At 67.2% G+C, this 17,911-nt stretch carries 22 protein-coding genes and 1 pseudogene; 11 read left to right on the top strand and 12 right to left on the bottom strand.

What is annotated here, in order from left to right; all coding sequences use genetic code 11:
- The first annotated feature begins 30 nt into the window (after positions 1 to 30).
- Complete coding sequence (locus E5CHR_RS20075) at positions 31 to 555, top strand: phosphoribosyltransferase (protein WP_162581474.1); 525 nt, start codon at positions 31 to 33, stop codon at positions 553 to 555.
- Between the two features lie 13 nt (positions 556 to 568).
- Here the strand turns inward: E5CHR_RS20075 and E5CHR_RS20070 are convergent, their stop codons facing one another.
- The gene (locus E5CHR_RS20070; protein WP_162581473.1) at positions 569 to 1,012 is read right to left on the bottom strand and encodes a VOC family protein; all 444 of its coding nucleotides are present in this window, start codon (positions 1,010 to 1,012) and stop codon (positions 569 to 571) included.
- Between the two features lie 69 nt (positions 1,013 to 1,081).
- On the opposite strand from E5CHR_RS20070, the gene E5CHR_RS20065 reads away from it, so the two are divergent.
- Together E5CHR_RS20065 and E5CHR_RS20060 are read left to right on the top strand one after the other, a co-directional pair.
- Positions 1,082 to 2,275, top strand: coding sequence for a PLP-dependent transferase (locus E5CHR_RS20065; RefSeq protein ID WP_162581472.1), 1,194 nt, complete (start codon positions 1,082 to 1,084; stop codon positions 2,273 to 2,275).
- Between the two features lie 69 nt (positions 2,276 to 2,344).
- A complete protein-coding gene (locus tag E5CHR_RS20060; protein ID WP_068685948.1) occupies positions 2,345 to 2,548 on the top strand; it encodes a hypothetical protein in 204 nt (67 codons plus the stop codon).
- A 93-nt stretch (positions 2,549 to 2,641) separates the two neighbouring features.
- Here the strand turns inward: E5CHR_RS20060 and E5CHR_RS20055 are convergent.
- Positions 2,642 to 3,234: pseudogene (locus tag E5CHR_RS20055) on the bottom strand (arylesterase).
- Between the two features lie 79 nt (positions 3,235 to 3,313).
- Between E5CHR_RS20055 and E5CHR_RS20050 the strand changes: the two are divergent.
- Both E5CHR_RS20050 and rlmB read left to right on the top strand, forming a co-directional pair.
- A complete protein-coding gene (locus tag E5CHR_RS20050; RefSeq protein WP_162581470.1) occupies positions 3,314 to 4,018 on the top strand; it encodes an ABC transporter ATP-binding protein in 705 nt (234 codons plus the stop codon).
- A gap of 32 nt (positions 4,019 to 4,050) precedes the next feature.
- Positions 4,051 to 4,800: a 23S rRNA (guanosine(2251)-2'-O)-methyltransferase RlmB gene (gene rlmB, locus E5CHR_RS20045; protein WP_162581469.1), complete on the top strand. Its 750-nt coding sequence runs from the start codon at positions 4,051 to 4,053 to the stop codon at positions 4,798 to 4,800.
- On the opposite strand, the gene E5CHR_RS20040 is transcribed toward rlmB, so the two are convergent.
- The 7 genes from E5CHR_RS20040 to E5CHR_RS20010 all read right to left on the bottom strand — a co-directional run bounded on the left by E5CHR_RS20040 (position 4,801) and on the right by E5CHR_RS20010 (position 8,703).
- Positions 4,801 to 5,064 (bottom strand): hypothetical protein, encoded by a 264-nt coding sequence (locus tag E5CHR_RS20040; RefSeq protein ID WP_162581468.1) that lies wholly within the window; start codon positions 5,062 to 5,064, stop codon positions 4,801 to 4,803.
- 116 nt (positions 5,065 to 5,180) lie between these two features.
- On the bottom strand, positions 5,181 to 5,588 hold the full coding sequence (locus E5CHR_RS20035; protein WP_162581467.1) for an Hsp20/alpha crystallin family protein: 408 nt from the start codon (positions 5,586 to 5,588) through the stop codon (positions 5,181 to 5,183).
- A 13-nt stretch (positions 5,589 to 5,601) separates the two neighbouring features.
- A complete protein-coding gene (locus E5CHR_RS20030) occupies positions 5,602 to 6,042 on the bottom strand; it encodes an Hsp20/alpha crystallin family protein (RefSeq protein WP_162581466.1) in 441 nt (146 codons plus the stop codon).
- 222 nt (positions 6,043 to 6,264) lie between these two features.
- Positions 6,265 to 6,435: a SoxR reducing system RseC family protein gene (locus E5CHR_RS20025; protein ID WP_162581465.1), complete on the bottom strand. Its 171-nt coding sequence runs from the start codon at positions 6,433 to 6,435 to the stop codon at positions 6,265 to 6,267.
- Between the two features lie 96 nt (positions 6,436 to 6,531).
- Complete coding sequence (locus E5CHR_RS20020; protein ID WP_162581464.1) at positions 6,532 to 7,500, bottom strand: aldo/keto reductase; 969 nt, start codon at positions 7,498 to 7,500, stop codon at positions 6,532 to 6,534.
- A 19-nt stretch (positions 7,501 to 7,519) separates the two neighbouring features.
- On the bottom strand, positions 7,520 to 8,119 hold the full coding sequence (locus E5CHR_RS20015; RefSeq protein WP_162581463.1) for a chromate transporter: 600 nt from the start codon (positions 8,117 to 8,119) through the stop codon (positions 7,520 to 7,522).
- Positions 8,116 to 8,703, bottom strand: a complete 588-nt coding sequence (locus E5CHR_RS20010) for a chromate transporter (RefSeq protein ID WP_162581462.1) — start codon at positions 8,701 to 8,703, stop codon at positions 8,116 to 8,118. The genes E5CHR_RS20015 and E5CHR_RS20010 overlap by 4 nt, the downstream gene beginning before the upstream one ends.
- An 88-nt stretch (positions 8,704 to 8,791) precedes the next feature.
- Here E5CHR_RS20010 and E5CHR_RS20005 point away from each other — a divergent pair, with 88 nt between their 5' ends.
- Complete coding sequence (locus E5CHR_RS20005; RefSeq protein WP_162581461.1) at positions 8,792 to 9,700, top strand: YihY/virulence factor BrkB family protein; 909 nt, start codon at positions 8,792 to 8,794, stop codon at positions 9,698 to 9,700.
- On the opposite strand, the gene E5CHR_RS20000 is transcribed toward E5CHR_RS20005, so the two are convergent.
- Positions 9,697 to 10,248 carry a DUF924 family protein gene (locus E5CHR_RS20000; protein ID WP_162581460.1) on the bottom strand — a complete coding sequence of 184 codons (552 nt, stop codon included), beginning with the start codon at positions 10,246 to 10,248 and terminating at the stop codon, positions 9,697 to 9,699. The two genes, E5CHR_RS20005 and E5CHR_RS20000, sit on opposite strands and share 4 nt — an antisense overlap.
- A gap of 108 nt (positions 10,249 to 10,356) precedes the next feature.
- Here E5CHR_RS20000 and E5CHR_RS19995 point away from each other — a divergent pair, with 108 nt between their 5' ends.
- The 3 genes from E5CHR_RS19995 to E5CHR_RS19985 all read left to right on the top strand — a co-directional run bounded on the left by E5CHR_RS19995 (position 10,357) and on the right by E5CHR_RS19985 (position 12,973).
- Entirely contained in the window at positions 10,357 to 10,806 is a 450-nt protein-coding gene (locus E5CHR_RS19995) for a CHRD domain-containing protein (RefSeq protein ID WP_162581459.1), read from the top strand.
- 43 nt (positions 10,807 to 10,849) lie between these two features.
- Complete coding sequence (locus E5CHR_RS19990; RefSeq protein ID WP_232062309.1) at positions 10,850 to 12,085, top strand: DUF3734 domain-containing protein; 1,236 nt, start codon at positions 10,850 to 10,852, stop codon at positions 12,083 to 12,085.
- 105 nt (positions 12,086 to 12,190) lie between these two features.
- Positions 12,191 to 12,973 (top strand): 3-hydroxybutyrate dehydrogenase, encoded by a 783-nt coding sequence (locus tag E5CHR_RS19985; RefSeq protein WP_162581458.1) that lies wholly within the window; start codon positions 12,191 to 12,193, stop codon positions 12,971 to 12,973.
- A gap of 18 nt (positions 12,974 to 12,991) precedes the next feature.
- On the opposite strand, the gene E5CHR_RS19980 is transcribed toward E5CHR_RS19985, so the two are convergent.
- Positions 12,992 to 13,948 (bottom strand): bifunctional helix-turn-helix transcriptional regulator/GNAT family N-acetyltransferase, encoded by a 957-nt coding sequence (locus E5CHR_RS19980; protein WP_162581457.1) that lies wholly within the window; start codon positions 13,946 to 13,948, stop codon positions 12,992 to 12,994.
- A 149-nt stretch (positions 13,949 to 14,097) separates the two neighbouring features.
- Here E5CHR_RS19980 and E5CHR_RS19975 point away from each other — a divergent pair, with 149 nt between their 5' ends.
- Positions 14,098 to 16,425 (top strand): YgiQ family radical SAM protein, encoded by a 2,328-nt coding sequence (locus tag E5CHR_RS19975; protein WP_162581456.1) that lies wholly within the window; start codon positions 14,098 to 14,100, stop codon positions 16,423 to 16,425.
- 56 nt (positions 16,426 to 16,481) lie between these two features.
- Positions 16,482 to 17,453: a hypothetical protein gene (locus tag E5CHR_RS19970; RefSeq protein WP_162581455.1), complete on the top strand. Its 972-nt coding sequence runs from the start codon at positions 16,482 to 16,484 to the stop codon at positions 17,451 to 17,453.
- 9 nt (positions 17,454 to 17,462) lie between these two features.
- Here E5CHR_RS19970 and E5CHR_RS19965 read toward each other — a convergent pair whose 3' ends face one another.
- Entirely contained in the window at positions 17,463 to 17,909 is a 447-nt protein-coding gene (locus E5CHR_RS19965) for a universal stress protein (protein WP_162581454.1), read from the bottom strand.
- Positions 17,910 to 17,911 lie beyond the last annotated feature (2 nt).

The following is a 17,911-nucleotide window of genomic DNA, read 5'->3' as shown; positions in this document are numbered from 1 at the left end:
GAACGACCCACCGAGAGGAGACGGTTTCCCATGCTGACTGAAGACGGCAAACACCTTTACGTGAGCTACGACGAGTACCACAACCTGATCGAGAAACTCGCGATCAAGGTGCACCAGTCGGGCTGGCAATTCGACACCATCCTGTGCCTGGCACGCGGTGGCATGCGGCCGGGGGACGTGCTGTCGCGCATTTTCGACAAGCCGCTGGCCATCATGTCGACCAGCTCCTACCGGGCAGACGCCGGCACCGTCCAGGGCCACCTCGACATCGCGCGCTACATCACCACGCCGAAGGGCGAAATTGCAGGCCGCGTGCTGCTGGTGGACGACCTGGCCGACTCCGGCCACACGCTGCACGCGGTGGTGGAGATGCTCAAGAGCAACTACGCACCGATCAGCGAGCTGCGCAGCGCCGTCATCTGGACCAAGGCGCTGTCGACCTTCACGCCCGACTACTCGGTCGAGTACCTGGCCACCAACCCCTGGATCCACCAGCCGTTCGAGGGATACGACTCGCTCGGCGCCGAGAAGCTGATCGAGAAATGGTCGGTCTGAGGAGGGCGGGGCCTCACTGCTGCTTCAGCAGCTCGGTGTAGCGCCGCTGCATCTCCTCGGGCGACAGCTGTTCGATGCTGTGGCCGATGTTCCAGCGGTGGCCGAAGGGGTCTCGAAAGGATCCCGAGCGCTCGCCGTAGAACTGATCTTGCACCTCGATCTGTAGCGTCGCGCCGGCTTTCAGCGCGCGGTCGACCACTGCATCGGCGTCGTCCACGTGCAGGTGGATCGTCACCGAGGTGGCGCCAACGCTCGCGGGCCCACGGATCCCGTACTCGGGGAATTCGTCGCCCAGCATCAGCGTGGTACCGCCGAGGTCGAGTTCGGCATGGCCGATGCGGCCGCTGGGTTCGGTGAGCCTGAATTTTTCGGTCGCGCCGAAGACCTCGCCGTACCAGGCGATCGCCTTGGCGCTGTCGTTCACGCAGAGGTAGGCAAAGAGTTCATGGATGGCCATCCGGGTCTCCTGTGGGCAGCAGGCGTCATTGTGGGGTGCCAGCGGGCGGGCGTCGACTAGCATGGCGACATGCCCAAGTCCATCACCGACCTGATCCACCACCCCTACAAGCCCCCCGCGAATTTCGCCGCGCCGCAGCCGGGCGTCTACAAGGCGTCGACCGTGTTCTTCGCCGATGTCGCGGCCATGCGCGCGCGCGACTGGAAGACCAAGGCAGGCTACACCTACGGCCTGCACGGCACCCCCACCACCTTCACCCTCGAGGAACGGCTCGCCACGCTGGAAGGCGGCACCGAATGCCTGTTGACTTCCAGCGGCCTGGCGGCGATCGCGCTGGTGGCGTTTGCCTTCCTGAAGACCGGCGACGAGGTGCTGCTCCCGGACAACGCCTACGGCCCGAGCAAGGCGCTGTGCAGCGGCGAGCTTGCCAACTTCAGCGTCACGCACCGGCTCTACGACCCGATGAACCCGGCCGATCTCGCGGCCAAGCTCTCGGAGCGAACCCGGCTCGTATGGCTGGAGGCGGCGGGCTCGGTCACGATGGAGTTCCCGGACTTGCCGGCACTGGTCGCGGCCTGCCGTGTCCGCGGTGTGCTCACGGCCCTGGACAACACCTGGGGCGCGGGCCTTGCGTTTGCGCCTTTCGACTTCAACGGCAGCGGGCAGGGCGTGGATATTTCGATTCAGGCGCTCACCAAGTACCCGAGCGGCGGCGGGGACCTGCTGATGGGCAGTGTCGTCACGCGCGACGATCGGCTGCACCGCGCCCTCAAGCTCAGCCACATGCGGATGGGCTTCGGCGTCGGTGTCGGTGACGTGGAGACCCTGCTGCGCTCGTTGCCCACCATCGCGCTGCGCTACGAGGCGCACGACCGCGTTGCACGCATGCTGGCCCGCTGGCTCGCTGACCGCGCCGAGATCGCGCAGGTGCTTCATCCCGCGCTCGAAAGCTCGCCCGGTCATGCGCATTGGCTGCGGCTGTGCGGCGCCACCGATCTGGCAGCCGGGCTGTTCTCGGTCGTGTTCGATGAGCGCTACAGCGCCGCCCAGGTCGACCGCTTCTGCGACAGCCTGAAGCTGTTCCGGCTCGGTTATTCCTGGGGCGGACCGATCAGCCTGGTCGTGCCCTATGACATCGGCCTGATGCGCGACCCGGGCGTGGCGCATTGGCCGTACAAGGGCACGCTGGTGCGCTTCTCGGTCGGACTCGAGGACGCCGACGACCTGCGCGCCGACCTGGAGCAGGCCTTCGCAGCCCTCTGAACCGGCCCGGTTATCGCGTACAGTGGGGCACGCGCAGTCACCGGGACTGCCTTTCAGGAAGGAGTACACGTGGCAACACCGAACTACGGCTACGAGAAGCGTCAGAAGGAGTTGGCCAAGAAGAAGAAGAAGGAAGAGAAAGCGCGCGAAAAAGCCGCTCGCAAGCTGAACCCCAGCAGCGAAGGCCTGGCGCCGGGCGACCCCGAGACCGATGTCGCCTCGCTGGAACGCGATCCGCCTACCGTGCCGGATCTGCCGACCAAGGACGGCTGAGCCGCTCCGACACCGCTCGGCACCCCGATCAGTGGAAAAAAGCCGCCGCAGGCCATGCCTGCAGCGGCTTTTTTGATGGCTGTCGCCTCCCTCTCACTTGGGTGGAAGCAGTCGGCGCAGCACCGGCCACACGTTGTCGAGCATGCGAGGCTGAGCGGCGGCCGTGGGATGGATCCGATCGGGCTGGAACAGTGTCGCCGCTTCGGGACCATCGGCCACGCCCTTGAGCAGGAAGGGCGCCAACGCCGCCTTGGTGCTGCTGGCCACCTTCGTGAAGATCGCTTCGAAGCGCCGCGTGTAGTCGCTGCCGTAATTCGGCGGCACCTGGATGCCGACGAGCAGCACGTGGGCACCGGCGGCCTGTGCCGCCTTGGTCATCTGGGTGAGGTTGTCCTCGGTGCCGGCAAGCGGCAGTCCGCGCAACGCATCGTTGCCGCCCAGCTCGAGCACCACGTGTGTCGGCTTGTGTTGCGCCAGCAGTCCCGCCAATCGCGCCCGGCCGCCAGCGGTGGTGTCGCCGCTGATGCTGGCGTTCACGACCTTGGCGTCGATCTTCTGTTCGGCCAGCCGCTTTTCAAGCAACGGCACCCACCCTTCGCCACGCTTGAGGCCGTACTCGGCGGAAAGCGAGTCCCGACGACCAGGATCACCGGCTTGCCGCCGGCGTTGGCCTGGGCCTGCGCCATCGGCCAATGCCCCGCGAAACCGGCCACGGTGCCGGTCAAGATAAAGTGACGTCGATTCACCACGCGCAAACCCTTTTCAATGTCGATCCCACCCGCAGCCATTGTCGCCGTCGAACACGTTTTCAAGTCGGTCACCGACTCAGCCGGCACGCTGGATATTCTGCAGGACATCGACTTCACGTTGGGCGAGCGCGAGACCGCCGCCATCGTCGGCGCCTCCGGCTCGGGCAAGAGCACGCTGCTGTCGATCGTCGCCGGGCTGGACACGCCCACGCGAGGCACCGTGAAGCTGGCTGGCGAGGACCTGTTCGCCATCGACGAAGACGAGCGTGCCGCGCTCCGGGCCCGCAAGGTCGGCTTCGTGTTCCAGAGCTTCCAGCTGCTGGGCAATCTCAGCGCCCTCGAGAACGTGATGCTGCCCCTCGAGCTGGCCGACCGCCGCGATGCGCGCAAGGCGGCGACGGAGATGCTGGGGCGCGTCGGCCTCGGCCAGCGTCTCAACCACTATCCCAAGGTGCTGTCCGGCGGCGAGCAGCAGCGTGTTGCGCTGGCCCGCGCCTTCGTCGTCCAGCCGGCGCTGCTGCTGGCCGACGAGCCCACCGGCAGCCTCGACTTCGCCACCGGCGAGCAGGTGATGCGTCTGATGTTCGACCTCAACCGCGAACTGGGCACCACGCTCGTGCTGGTCACGCATGACCGCGGTATTGCCTCCCGGTGCGAGCGGCGCATCACCATCGAAGCCGGGCGCGTCGGCTCGGACGACCAGCGCGACCAGGGCGTCTGAGTCGCCGGCGGGGCGGGCTCGATAATCCCGCCATGTCTTCTCCCAAAGTGATCTTCGGCTTTCATGCCGTGGGCGTGCGCATCAAGACCGCGCCGCAATCGGTGATCGAGGTGCTGTTCGACGCCAGCCGGCGCGATGCGCGCATGCGCCAGTTCGTCACTCGCGCGCAGGAGGCCGGCGTGCGATTGATCGAGGCCGACGGATTGCGACTTGCCAAGCTCAGCGGCAGCCATGGCCACCAGGGCGTCGCCGCGCGGGTGCAGCCAATCGCCCAGACCCGTTCTCTCGACGAACTCCTCGAAGACCTCGAGGCGGCCGGCACGATGCCGCTTCTGCTGGTGCTCGACGGCGTCACCGATCCGCACAACCTGGGTGCCTGCCTGCGCGTGGCCGACGGTGCCGGCGTGCATGCGGTGATCGCGCCGAAGGACCATGCGGCCGGCATCAACGCCACCGTGGCCAAGGTCGCAAGCGGTGCCGCCGAGACGGTGCCTTACTTCATGGTGACCAACCTGGCACGCACGCTGAACGAGCTGAAGGAGCGCAACATCTGGTGCGTGGGCACCAGCGACGATGCACCGGGGACGCTCTACCAGAGCGATCTGCGGCGGCCCCTCGCGCTGGTGCTGGGCGCCGAAGGCGAGGGCATGCGCCAGCTCACGCGCAAGACCTGCGATGAACTGGTGCGCATCCCGATGGCGGGCGCGGTGGAGAGCCTCAATGTGTCCGTGGCAAGCGGGGTCTGCCTCTACGAGGCGATGCGGCAGCGCAGCACCGGCTGATCACAGGCTGGTGAAACCCGTCTCACCGGAGTGATCGCGGGCCTTCCAGTCGTCGACCCAGGCCTTCGCCTTGCGCTCCAGCGCATCGGAGGCACTCGTGGCGTCGTCAAAACGGCCGGTCAAGGCAACGCGGCACTTGTGCTCTCCATCGCGCCACAGATCCGCATGGCCCGAGGCCTGCCCTTCGACCGCCACTGCATTCAGGCACACGCGGACCTCCCACGCCTCGTAAACGAAGCGCCTGACCTCGCCGTCATCGTTCATTGCCTGCATTCCTCGCTCTGTTCTTCTCTGACCACGGAACGTGCGACAGCTTAACTCTCAGCAGGACCCCTCCGGGCGGCTCTGCGGTCCGGATGGGTGCCAAGCCAGCGCGCCGTTCAGCTCACCGCGATCTCGATGCGCCGCGGTTGCGCCTGGGCCACCTTGGGAATGCGCAGGGTCAGCACCCCCTGCGCCAGCTCGGCCGAAACCTTCTCGGTGTCGAGCTCCTTGCTCAAGGTGAAGACCCGGTGAAAGCGCGCAAGGCCAACTTCCGTGTGGCTCGACTGCAGCGTCTCCGGCACGCCCAGGTCCGATTCTGCATCGATGGTGAGCGTTCCGGACTCCACCTGCAGATGGAGCTTCTCCTTTGACACGCCCGGAAGATCTGCGTACAGCGTGAGCCCGGTGGCGTCCTCCACCACGTCGACGGGCGGCGTCAGCGCCGCTTCGCTGTAGCCCGGCCTGTCTTTCCGGGCGACGGTGGAGGGAGGAGTGTTCGAGCGGACAGTCTCAACGTCGTTCATGTCGCTGCTCCTTTCACTGGATCGTGATGCGCCGCGGCTGTGCGGACGCACGTCGCTGGACGGTCACGTGCAGGACGCCATTGCGATAGTCGGCCTTGATGGCCTCCGGGTCGGCATCGTCCGGCAAGGTCAGCGTGCGCCGGAAGCTGCCTGAGAAGCGCTCATTGATGTGCACGGTCGACTTGGAGTCCTCCGATGACGGCAGTGTCGACGAGCGCTCGCCTGCCAAGGTCAGCAGGCCACGGTCGAGCTGGACGTCGATCTTGGACGGATCGAGGCCTGGGGCAAAGGCATAGATCTCGATCGACTGCGGCGTGCCGCCGACATTGAGTGCGGGGAACCCACCGCGTCCGAGACCACGGATGCTCGGAGACAGATCAAAGGCCTGCTGCATTTCGCGTTGCAGGCGATCCATCTCGGCGAACAGGTCGCGCGGAAACAAGGATCGATACATGGCGAAAACCTCCATACGGTTGAACCAGACGGAGCGCCGGAGACGCCTCCAGCACTTCCGGGGAGGAATTGGGATCGCCTGCAGAGGATTTCAAGTGCCGCGTGCGCCGGCATGGTGCGAAAGCGAGAAAGGGCGCTGGCAGGCGTGGCCAGTCTCGAGCCACGCCACGGCGCCCTGTTGTGCGCCTGCAAGCGTGACCCGGCAATGCTGGATCGGGTAAGGCTAGGAAGGGTCCTTGCTGCGCGTGCGCCCGACGGCGCTGAAGATGCCTATGCCGAGCAGTACCAGCGCGCCGATGCCGATGTAGAGCGTCGGAACGCCGGCGACCGAAGCGCCCCAGGCGAGGCCGGCCAGGAAAATAAGGAAGCCAATCATGTAGAGGGCGAAAGACATGGTTTTTCTCTCCGGCTCGAGTTGTTACGGCCAGTCTCGCCATGCGACTGCCCCCGATGCACGCGGCTGCTGCCGCCAGCGCGTGTCGGCGGGCGCCTACCGCTGCTGTGCGGTTTCGGCGCTGGCCTTGTCGAGCAGTGCGATCGCCTCGGCGGCGAGCGACAACTGCGCCGCGCCCGCCAATTCTTCAAGCTGCCGGACCGACGTGGCGCTCGCGATCGGCGCCGTGATGGCCGGGCGGGCGATCTGCCACGCAAGCGCCACCTGGCCCGGTGTCGCACCGTGCATGCCGGCGACTTCGTCCAGCGCAGCGAGGATGCGAAGGCCGCGCGGATTCAGGTATTTCTTCGTCGTGCTGGCCCCGCGCGCGCTCTTGGCGGCATCGGCCTCGCTGCGGTACTTGCCGGTCAGGAAGCCGGCCGCCAGCGCGTAGAAGTTGATCACGCCGATGCCGCGTTCGAGGCACAGCGGCTCCAGCGCTTCTTCGAAGACGGCGCGGTCGTAGAGGTTGTAGAGCGGCTGCAGGCTTTCGTAGCGCGGCAGGCCCTCGCGCTCGGCCACCTCCAGCGCCTCCGCCAGCCGCGGCGCGGTGTAGTTCGAGGCGCCGATGGCGCGCACCTTGCCGGCCGTGATCAGCTCGGCGAACGCCGCCAGCGTGTCTGCCAGCGGCGTGTCGGCGTCGTCGTCGTGCGATTGGTAGAGGTCGATGTGATCGGTCTGGAGGCGCTTGAGCGAGGCGTCCACGGCCTGGCGGATGTAAGCAGGCGACAGGCCTTCCTTGCCTGGACCCATCGGCTTGCCGAGCTTGGTCGCCAGCACCACCCGGTTGCGCTTGCCGCTTTGGCGCAGCCATTTGCCGATGATCGTTTCCGACTCGCCGCCGCTGTGACCTGGTACCCAGGAGGAGTAGACGTCGGCGGTGTCGACGAAGTTGAAGCCGGCATCGAGCCAGGCGTCGAGCAGGCGGAACGAAAGCTTCTCGTCCACCGTCCAGCCGAAGACGTTGCCGCCGAATGCCAGGGGCGAAACATGGAGGCCGGAGCGGCCGAGAGGGCGAAGTTGCATGGGTTTTGCTCCAGGGAAGTCAGACGAAGCCGAAGGCGCCCAGCAGCGCCCCGGCGCCGAGCAGCCACAGCAGGTGCAAGCGGGTACGCCAGACGATAAACGCCACTACCCCGCTCAGCAGCCAGAGGTGCCATGCGGGCGCGTTGCCGCCATGGTTACCGACCGTCAGTACCCAGCCGGTGGCAATCAGCAGGCCGACGACCACCGGCGCCATACCCTGCTTGAAGGCGCGCACCCCGCGCCGCTCGCGGTTGCGGTGGCCCCAGCGCGTCGCGACATACGTCAGTGTGGTGCTCGGCAGCATGATGCCGGTCATGGTGACGGCCAGGCCGAGCAGCCCCAGTGCCCAGGCCTTCGGGCCGGCGCCGATGCCCCCGCCTGCGTTGACGCCGACGTTCCATCCCATCAGCGCGACGAAGAGCACGTTGGGCCCCGGTGCCGCCTGGGCGATCGCAACCGAGGAGCTGAACTGCGCGTCCGTCAGCCAGCCGTGCCTGTCGACCAGGTAGCGGTGCATGTCGGGCACCGTGGTGATGGCGCCGCTGATCGACAGCATCGACAGCATCAGGTACTGGCCGAGCAAGCCGAGCCAGTCGTGCCAGTGCATCACGATGGTCATGTCTTTATCTTTTTCCAGGTCCACACGCAGGCAGCACCGCCGACGACCAGCAGCACCCAGCCCAGCGGAATGCGCGCAAGGGCGATGGCGCCGAAGACCAGCGCGACGATGCCGAAGCAGACGCCAACGCCCAACGGATGCCGCCGCAAGGCGGGGATCAGCTTGATACCGGTAGCCGCGATCAGCCCACCGGCCACCGCCCCCATGCCTCGCAGGGCGCCGGCAACCTGCGGGTTCCCGCCATAGTGCGCGTACAAGAGTGCCAGAACCAGGATGACTCCGAGCGGCACGGCCAGCATGCCGGCCACGGCGGCGATCGCGCCGCGCAGTCCGAAGTGCCGGTCGCCGATCATCAGGGCAAGGTTGATCACGTTGGGTCCCGGCAGTACCTGGGCTACTGCCCAGTCCTCGAGGAACTCGTCCGCGGTCAGCCAGCGCTTCTTTTCGACCATCTCGCGCTGCACGACTGCGAGCACGCCGCCGAAGCCCTGCAGCGCCAACCAGGTGAAGGAAAGAAACAAGTCGCCTACGGAACGGGGCTGCGGACGGTCGGATTGCGACGCGAGGGGAGGGGCCGGATGCATCGCGCCCGATTATGGTCGCAGCGCGGTCCGGCCGAGACGCCGGAATGTCGCTGACGCACCCGCACGCCCATGCTGCGACACTCGCAGCATGCAGGTGCGCGCACTCCTCGACCTTTTCAAGCAGGCGGTTCTTTCATGGAAGGCCGATTACGCCCCGAGCATGGGCGCGGCGCTGGCCTACTACACGGTGTTCTCGGTGGCACCGCTGCTGCTGATCGTGATCTCCGTCGCAGGCCTGGTCTTCGGCCAGGAGGCTGCCCGTGGCGAGATCATGATTCAGCTGTCCGGCCTGATGGGCGAGCAGGGCGCGCGTGCGGTGCAGGGCATGCTGGAGGCCGTCAACAAGCCGAAGGAGGGCATTGTTGCAACCGTGATCGGCCTGGCGCTGCTGCTGCTCGGCGCCAGCACCGTGTTCGGCGAACTGCAGGACGCGCTCGACCGCATCTGGCGCGCGCCCGCACACGACAGCGGCAAGGGCTTGTTCAACCTGCTGCGCGTGCGGCTGCTGTCCTTCAGCATGATCATGGGCATCGGCTTCCTGCTGATGGTCTCGCTGGTGGCGAGTGCGGCACTGGCCGCGCTGGGTAAATGGTGGGCGCCGGTGTTCGGCGGCTGGGCCGCGCTGGCGCAGGCCGTCAACTTCGTCTTCAGCTTCGCAATGGTGACGGTGGCCTTCGCGATGATCTACAAGATCATGCCGCGCGTGCGCGTGCAGTGGCGCGACGTGTGGGTGGGCGCTGCGGTGACCGCGCTGCTCTTCACGGTCGGCAAGCACCTCATCGGCCTGTACATCGGCAAGACGGGCGTGGCCTCGGGCTACGGGGCCGCGGGCTCGCTGGTGGTGGTGCTGGTGTGGGTCTACTACTCCGCGCAGATCTTCCTGCTGGGGGCGGAGTTCACCTGGGTGTATGCGCACAAGTACGGATCGCTGCGCCACGTGCAGCGGCCCGGCGCTTCGTCCTCGCCCACGCGCGAGCCCGAGGGACCCGGCCGCTAGCCGGCGAACCCGCCCTGGTCCAGGAAGGCTTGCTCCTGCGCCGTGGTGTCGCGCCCGAGCATCGGGTTGCGATGCGGAAAGCGACCGAAGCGCGCAATGATGTCGCGATGCAGCACCGCGAAGCGCTGCGTGTTCGCATCGAGCGTGGCGTTCAGCGCAACCGAGCGATCCTGATCCTCCAGCGATTCCGAATGCATGAAAGGCAGGTAGAAGAAGGGCCGCAGCACATCGTCGACCTGCCGGTCATGCCCGGCTTCGATGGCCGCACGTGCAATCGCCCGGGCCTTTCCGTCGGTCGCGAACATGTGGGCGCTGCCGCGCCAGGCGTTGCGCGGGAGCTGGTCCAGCAACACCAGCAGTGCCAATGCGCCTTCCGCCTCGCTGGCCCAGGCGTCGAGGGCACCGGTGGCGGCCGCATGATGCGCAGCTTCGAAGCGCGCCTTGAACTCGGCATCGAAGGCCTCGTCCTTCGCGAACCAGCGGGCCGGACCGGCGTCGCGCCAGAAGGCGGCGACCTCGTGCAGGGAGGGCAGGGGAGCAGTCGTCATGCGCCGGATGATGCCATCGCCCGCTCCTGCAAAACGGGCTCGTGGCCGACAAGCGCGGTTTCCGGCCTTGCCTATGCTGTCGACTCCGACAACTATGGAGATCCGCTCATGAACCGAACTGCCACCCTCTTGCGCGCCGCCCTCGTGACCGGCGTGGCCACGGCCGCCCTCGCGGGCTGCGGAATGATGTCGAGGTCCAACACGGCGAGCTTCAGCGGCAGCATGAACGCCGCCAGCGAGGTGCCGCCCAACATGACGCGCGGGAGTGGCCTGGCCGAGGCCTGGCTTAACAAGGACACCAATGTCCTCAAGTACAAGATCAGCTACACCGGACTGAGCGGCCCGGCCACGGCAGCGCATTTCCACGGCCCGGCCGCCGCCGGCGCGAACGCGGGCGTGGTACTGCCCTTCGCCAATCCTGCAAGTCCCATCGAGGGCCAGGCCACGTTGACCCCGGCCCAGGCCGCCGACCTGATGGCCGGCCGGTGGTACGCCAACATCCATACCGCGGCCAATCCGAACGGCGAAATCAGGGGGCAGCTGCTGCCCAAGATGTAAGGCACCGGCCGTTCGGCCGGATGGAGCGTCGGGGTGGCGCATGATGTCCAATCACCCCATGCGCTCCCCCACGACCTCCAAAAATATCCCCGGTTCCGCCTCGCGTCGTTCCAGCTCCCGCGTCGACATCACGACTGCCAGGAAGGCGCTGGTGCTGCAGGGCGGCGGCGCGCTCGGTGCTTACCAGGCCGGCGTCTATGCCGGCGTGTACGAGAAGCACAAGGCGCTCGACTGGGTGGCCGGTGTCTCCATCGGCGCGATCAATGCTGCCCTGATCGCCGGCAATCCCCCGGAGTTGCGCGTCGCGCGCCTGCGCGAATTCTGGGACCTCCTGTCCTCGGGTCCGGCGCAACGGCTCCCGCCGGGCTGGGGCGACCGCGCATTCTTCAACCAGTGGAGCGCCAACTCGACGGCGATGTTCGGGGTGCCTGGCTTCTTCAAGCCGCGCAACAACCCTGTGCTGCTGCTCGGCGGCGCTGCTCCGGTGCTGAGCTACTACGATGCCTCGCCGCTGAAATCCACGCTCGAACGGCTGGTGGACTTCGATCGCATCAACGATTGCGACATGCGCTTGAGCGTGGGCGCCGTCAACGTGCGCAGCGGCAACTCGGTCTACTTCGACAACACCCAGCAGCGCATCGGCCCCGAGCACATCATGGCCAGCGGGGCGCTGCCGCCCGGCTTCGCACCGGTGCACATCGACGGCGAGGACTACTGGGACGGTGGCATCGTCTCCAACACGCCGCTCCAGTACGTGCTCGACACCCATCCGCGCACCGAGCCGCTGATGGTGCTGCAGGTGGACCTGTTCAGCGCCCGCGGCAGCATGCCGCGCACCCTGGCCGAGACCCTGGAACGGCAGAAGGACATCACCTATTCGAGCCGCACCCGCATGAACACCGACGCGCTGGCCTCGAACATGAACCTGCAGCAGGCCGTGGCCGACCTGATCGCCAAGCTGCCGGCCGCGCTGCGCAAGGACGCCAGCGTGGCCGCCGTGTGCGCGCAACTCACGCACGAGCCGATCGAGATCGTGCACCTCATCTATCGCGACAAGCCCTACGAGCTCGAGTCCAAGGACTACGAGTTCTCCCGTGTCTCGGTCGACGAGCATTGGGAAGCCGGATTGCGTGACATCCGCAACACGCTGGAGCACCCGGAACTGCTGCGCGCCGCGGCGCAGGTCAACGGTGTGACCACCTTCGATCTCGCCGAGGCCGACAAGCCGCGCGTGCGGCACCCGATGCGGGTGCCCACCGTCCAGGCGGCGCCGCAATGAGGCGGACAGCAGTCAGCCTGGCCCAAGTTTCGTGAGCGACGCTGCGTCGTCGGCGCGCGGCTTGCACGCGCCGTCCTCCTCTATCCATCATCAAAGGACATCCCCATGCAACTCAAGGACAAGGTCGCCTTCATCACCGGTTCAGCCAGCGGCATCGGCAAGGAGATCGCCCTCCTGTTCGCGCAGGAAGGCGCCAAGGTCGTCATCGCCGATCTCAACAAGCAGGCGGCCGACGCCACCGCTGCCGAGCTGCAGCAGAGCGGCGCCCAGGCCATCGGCGTCGGTGTCGACGTCATCAGCGAAGAGCAGGTCGAGGCGGCCGTCGAGGAGGCCGCCCGCGCGTTCGGCGGTATCGACATCCTGATCAGCAATGCCGGCATCCAGATCGTGCACCCGGTCGAGGAGTTCAGCTTCGCCGACTGGAAGAAGATGCTGGCCATCCACCTCGACGGCGCCTTCCTCACCACCAAGGCCTGCCTCAAGCACATGTATGCGCAGGGCCGCGGCGGCAGCGTGATCTACATGGGCTCGGTGCATTCCAAGGAGGCCTCGCTGCTGAAGGCACCTTATGTCACCGCCAAGCACGGCCTGATCGGGCTCGCGAAGACCGTGGCAAAGGAGGGCGCCAAGCACGGCGTGCGCGCCAACGTGATCTGCCCCGGCTTCGTGCGTACGCCGCTGGTCGAGAAGCAGATCCCGGAGCAGGCCAGGACCTTGGGCATCACCGAGGAGCAGGTCATCAAGAACGTGATGCTCAAGGAGACGGTCGACGGCGAGTTCACCACCACGGCAGATGTGGCGCGCGTCGCGCTGCTGTTCGCCGCCTTCCCCACCAATGCGCTGACCGGCCAGTCGCTGGTGGTGAGCCACGGCTGGTTCATGCAGTAGTGCGTACGGCCTGGGTGCTTAGAGCTTCAGTTCCCAGGTCTCGCCCACCAGCTGCTGGCCGAAGCCCTCGTAGGGCTCGGACTTGACCAGCTTGAAGCCGCGCGCCGCGTAGATGCCGCGCGCCGCCAGCAGGCAGCTGTTGGTCCACAGCACCATCTTCCGGTAGCCCTTGCGGCGCGCGAAGGTGATGCACTCGTCGGTCAGCCGTGCCCCCAGGCCCAGGCCGCGCGCCCGCGGTGTCAGGATCAGGAGGCGCAGCTGCGCGACGGTCGCCGACTTGCGCACCAGGAACACGGCGCCTACGCGATCGCCGTCGAGCTCGGCGATCCAGCAATGCTCCCATTCGGGCTGGAACTTGCGCAGGAACTCGCCCGCGATCTCGGCCACGAGCGCCTCGAATTCGCTGTTCCAGCCGTACTCGCGCGCGTAGACCTCGCCGTGCTGCTGCACCACCCAGCCGATATCGCCCGGCTGTGGATCGCGCAGCACCGCCGTGCGCGGCTTGGCAGGCGGGCTGGCTTCGGGCTCGATCAGCGCCTGCACCGTGTGCATGGCATCGATCAGCTGGCGTTGCTGCGGTGCCGTCAGCGAAGCAAGCAAGGCCTGGGCCTCGTCGCGCGATTTCTGCTGCAGGGGGGCGAAGGCAGCGTGGCCTGCCTCCGTCAGGCGCAACAGGCTCTGGCGCGCGTCGCGTGGGTGCGTCTCGCGCGCCAACCAGCCGGCGCTTTCGAAGCGGCGCAGGATGCGGCTGAGGTAGCCGCCGTCCAGGCCCAGGTCCTTGGCGATCTCGCTGGCCACCGCCTGCTCGCGGTGCGCCAGCTCGTAGAGCACCCGCACGTCGGTGAGCGACATGTCGCTGCCCAGGTAGGGGTCCAGCGCGCCGATGCGGCGGGTGTAGAAGCGGTTGAACTGGCGCACGGCCTTGACGGCCGCGGCGTCGGGCAAGCTGGGGGAATCGACAGGCATGGATGCCATTGTCAGTTAATTGATTGACCCAGGCAAGTAAAGATGGCGGCAGCCGTCGGTGCGACTTGGCCTTTCCCGTGGCACGGCCAAGCCCGGACCCGTAAAATCGCGGGTTGCCCGAACCGGGCCACCGCGGCCTGCCTGCCGCTACCTCCCACATGAACGCCCCCGTCGACGTCTCCTTTTTCGCGCGCGCGGCCAAGCCGCTGACCAGCTACCGCAAATACTGGGCAGCCCGCTTCGGCACGGCCAGGTTCCTGCCCACGTCGCGCGCCGAGATGGAGGCGCTGGGCTGGGACAGCTGCGACATCGTGATCGTCACCGGCGACGCCTACGTCGACCACCCGAGCTTCGGCATGGCGGTCATCGGCCGGATGCTGGAGGCGCAAGGCTTTCGCGTCGGCATCATCGCGCAGCCTGACTGGCAGAGCGCCGATCCCTTCAAGGCGCTCGGCAGGCCGAACCTGTTCTTCGGTGTCACGGCCGGCAACATGGATTCGATGATCAACCGCTACACGGCAGACCGGAAGATCCGCAGCGACGACGCCTACACGCCCGGCGACATCGGGGGCCGGCGGCCCGACCGGGCGGCCATCGTGTATTCGCAGCGCTGCAAGGAAGCCTGGAGCGACGTGCCGATCGTGCTGGGCGGCATCGAAGGCTCGCTGCGCCGCATCGCCCACTACGACTACTGGCAAGACAAGGTGCGCCGCTCGATCGTGGTGGACGCCAAGTGCGATCTGCTGCTGTACGGCAATGCCGAGCGCGCCATCGTCGAGATCGCGCATCGCCTGGCGGCCCGGGAGCCGGTACAGCAGATCACCGACGTGCGCGGCACGGCCTTCGTGCGGCGAGAGACACCCGAAGGCTGGTTCGAGATCGACTCGACCAGCGTAGACCTGCCGGGGCGGGTCGAGGCGCATGTGAATCCGTACCTGATGGTGTCGGAGCAGGCGAAGGCGAATGGGGCGACTTGCGCGAAAGAAGAAGAGGCGCAGGCGGGTGGCGATGCGGCGAAGCCACTCCTTTTCGTTCCCAATCCGGCCCTGCGCAAGGCAGAGGGGGAGAGATCAGTACCCGAAGGGCGCGTCAAGGTTCCGCCGCGCGAGCGCTCCGTGATCCGCCTGCCTTCCTACGAGCAGGTGCGTGCCGACCCCGTGCTTTATGCCCACGCCAACCGCGTGCTCCACCTCGAGACCAACCCCGGCAACGCCCGTGCCCTGGTGCAGGCCCATGGGGAGGGTCCGACGGCGCGCGACGTCTGGATCAACCCGCCGCCCATCCCGCTCACCACCGCCGAGATGGACCACGTGTTCGACCTGCCCTATGCGCGCAGCCCGCATCCGCGCTATGCCGACGAGCACGGCAGCCACGAAGGCGCCACCAAGATTCCGGCCTGGGAGATGATCCGCTTCAGCGTGAACATCATGCGCGGCTGCTTCGGTGGCTGCACCTTCTGCTCCATCACCGAGCACGAGGGCCGCATCATCCAGAGCCGCTCGGAGGATTCGATCATCAAGGAGGTCGAGGCGATCCGCGACGGCGTCAAGGGCTTTACCGGCACCATCTCCGACCTCGGCGGCCCCACCGCCAACATGTACCGCATCGGCTGCAAGAGCCCGGAGATCGAGTCCGCCTGCCGCAAGCCCAGCTGCGTGTACCCGGGCATCTGCCCCAACCTCAATACGAGCCACGATCCGCTGATCAAGATCTACCGGCGTGCACGTGCGCTCAAGGGCATCAAGAAGATCCTGATCGGCTCGGGCCTGCGTTACGACCTGGCGGTGCAGTCGCCCGAGTACGTGAAGGAGCTGGTGCAGCACCATGTGGGCGGGTATCTCAAGATCGCGCCCGAGCACACCGAGCAGGGTCCGCTCACCAAGATGATGAAGCCCGGCATCGGCAGCTACGATCGCTTCAAGCAGATGTTCGAGAAGTTCAGCGCGGAAGCCGGCAAGAAGCAGTACCTGATCCCGTACTTCATTGCCGCGCATCCGGGCACCAGCGACGAGGACATGATGAACCTCGCGCTCTGGCTCAAGAGGAACGGGTTTCGCGCCGACCAGGTCCAGACCTTCTACCCTTCGCCCATGGCCACCGCCACGGCGATGTACCACACCGACCGGAACCCGCTGCGCAAGATCACGCGCGAGAGCGAGACGGTAGACATCGTGCGCGGCGACAAGCGCCGCCGCCTGCACAAGGCCTTCCTGCGCTACCACGATGCCAACAACTGGCCGCTGCTGCGAGAAGCGCTGAAGAAGATGGGCCGTGCCGACCTGATCGGCAACGGCAAGCATCACCTGATCCCGACCTACCAGCCGCTCACCGACGGCGGCTACCAGAGCGCGCGCCGCAAGAATTCGACGCCCGTGGCCTTGCCGCCGGTCAAGCCCGCCAAGGGCCGCATCCTGACGCAGCACACCGGCCTGCCGCCACGCGAGACCGGTGCCAGCCGCGCCAAGCTGGCGCGCAAGGGCCGCTGAGCAGTCCGACGCGATTGTGCAGGCGCGGTCGGCGCGCTGGCTGTATGGTGTGGTGCATGAGCCGGCACCCAGCGCACCTTCCATGCCTCGCGTCTCGCGCGGGCCTCGGCCTGTTGCTCGCCGCCTGCGCGCTCGGCGCCGGGGCAGCCCCGCCCGACGCCGGCTCGGCGGCTTCACTTCGCGAGCAGCACCGCAAGCTCGCTGGCCAGCTCGCCAGCAGTCCGCTGCGCCGGCCGGTTCACCTGGAGTCGGCCGAGACGGATAGCGGGCTCCAGGGCGATGTCTACGCGGTGGTCGACCACCCGCTGGAACAGGTGCGCGCCGCGCTCGCAGACGGCGCGCAGTGGTGCGAGATGCTGCTGCTGCACATCAACAATCGCCGCTGCCGCCTGAGCCGCACGGCCGCTCCGAAGGCCGATAGCACCGCAGCCGCAGGCGAAGGCACTCCGGTCAGCCGGCAGCCCGAGGGCGAGACCCTCACGCTCAGCGTGGTGCCGCGCTACGACAAGCCGGTGGAGGACGCCTTCGAGCTCAGCTTCGTGCATCGCGTCGTCGAAACCTCCCGCGACTACCTCGAGGTCAGGCTGTCGGCCGAGAGCGGCCCGCTGGGCACCAGCAACTACCGCGTGACGCTCGAGGCCGTGCCGCTCGGCGAGCGCCAGACGTTCCTGCATTTCCGCTACGCCTACGACCACAACATGGTGGCGCGGCTGGCCACCATGGCCTACCTCGCGACCTTCGGCAGCCACAAGATGGGCTTCACCGTGACCGGCAAGACGCCGGGCGGCGAGCCCGACTACATCCGCGGCCTGCGAGGGCTGACGGAGCGCAACGCAATGCGCTACTTCTTTGCCCTGGATGCCTACCTGGACGGCCTCGGCACGCCGCCGCCGCAGCGCGCCGACAAACGGCTGCACCGCTGGTTCGAGGAGATCGAGCAATACCCCGCGCAGCTGCACGAGGTCGACCTCGCGACCTACCTCGAGCACAAGCGCACCGACCGCCGGCGTGACACCGGGAAGCCGTAGGCCCGGTCCCTAGCGCAGCACCAGCACCGGCGTGTGCGAATGCGTCAGGACATGCAGGGTCTCGCTGCCCATCAACAGGCGCCTGATGCCACGGCGGCCGTGCGAGGCCATCACGATCAGGTCGCTCTCGTGGACGCGCGCGGCTTCGATGATGGCCTCGGAGATCAGCTCCGACTTCATGATGACCGCGCGTGTGCCCTTCACGCCTCGGGCGTCTGCCTTGGCCTTGACCGCGTCGACCACGCGCTGGGCCTCGGCGTCAGCCTGGTGCTGCAGGCGCTGGACCTCCATCTGGCTCAGCAGCAGCGAGCCTTCGAAGTAGCCGGCAGGGTAGTGGTGGACCACCTTGACGGCGACCAGCTCCGCGTTCATCAACAGGGCGAGGTCGATCGAGGCGGTCACGGCAAGTTCCGAAAGCTCGGAACCATCGGTGGCGACGAGTATGCGTTCATACATGG

This window comes from Variovorax sp. PBS-H4, assembly GCF_901827205.1.
GTDB lineage: Bacteria > Pseudomonadota > Gammaproteobacteria > Burkholderiales > Burkholderiaceae_C > Variovorax.
Note: the sequence above shows the minus strand (reverse complement) of the source record. Positions and strands in the feature narration are given on the sequence as shown.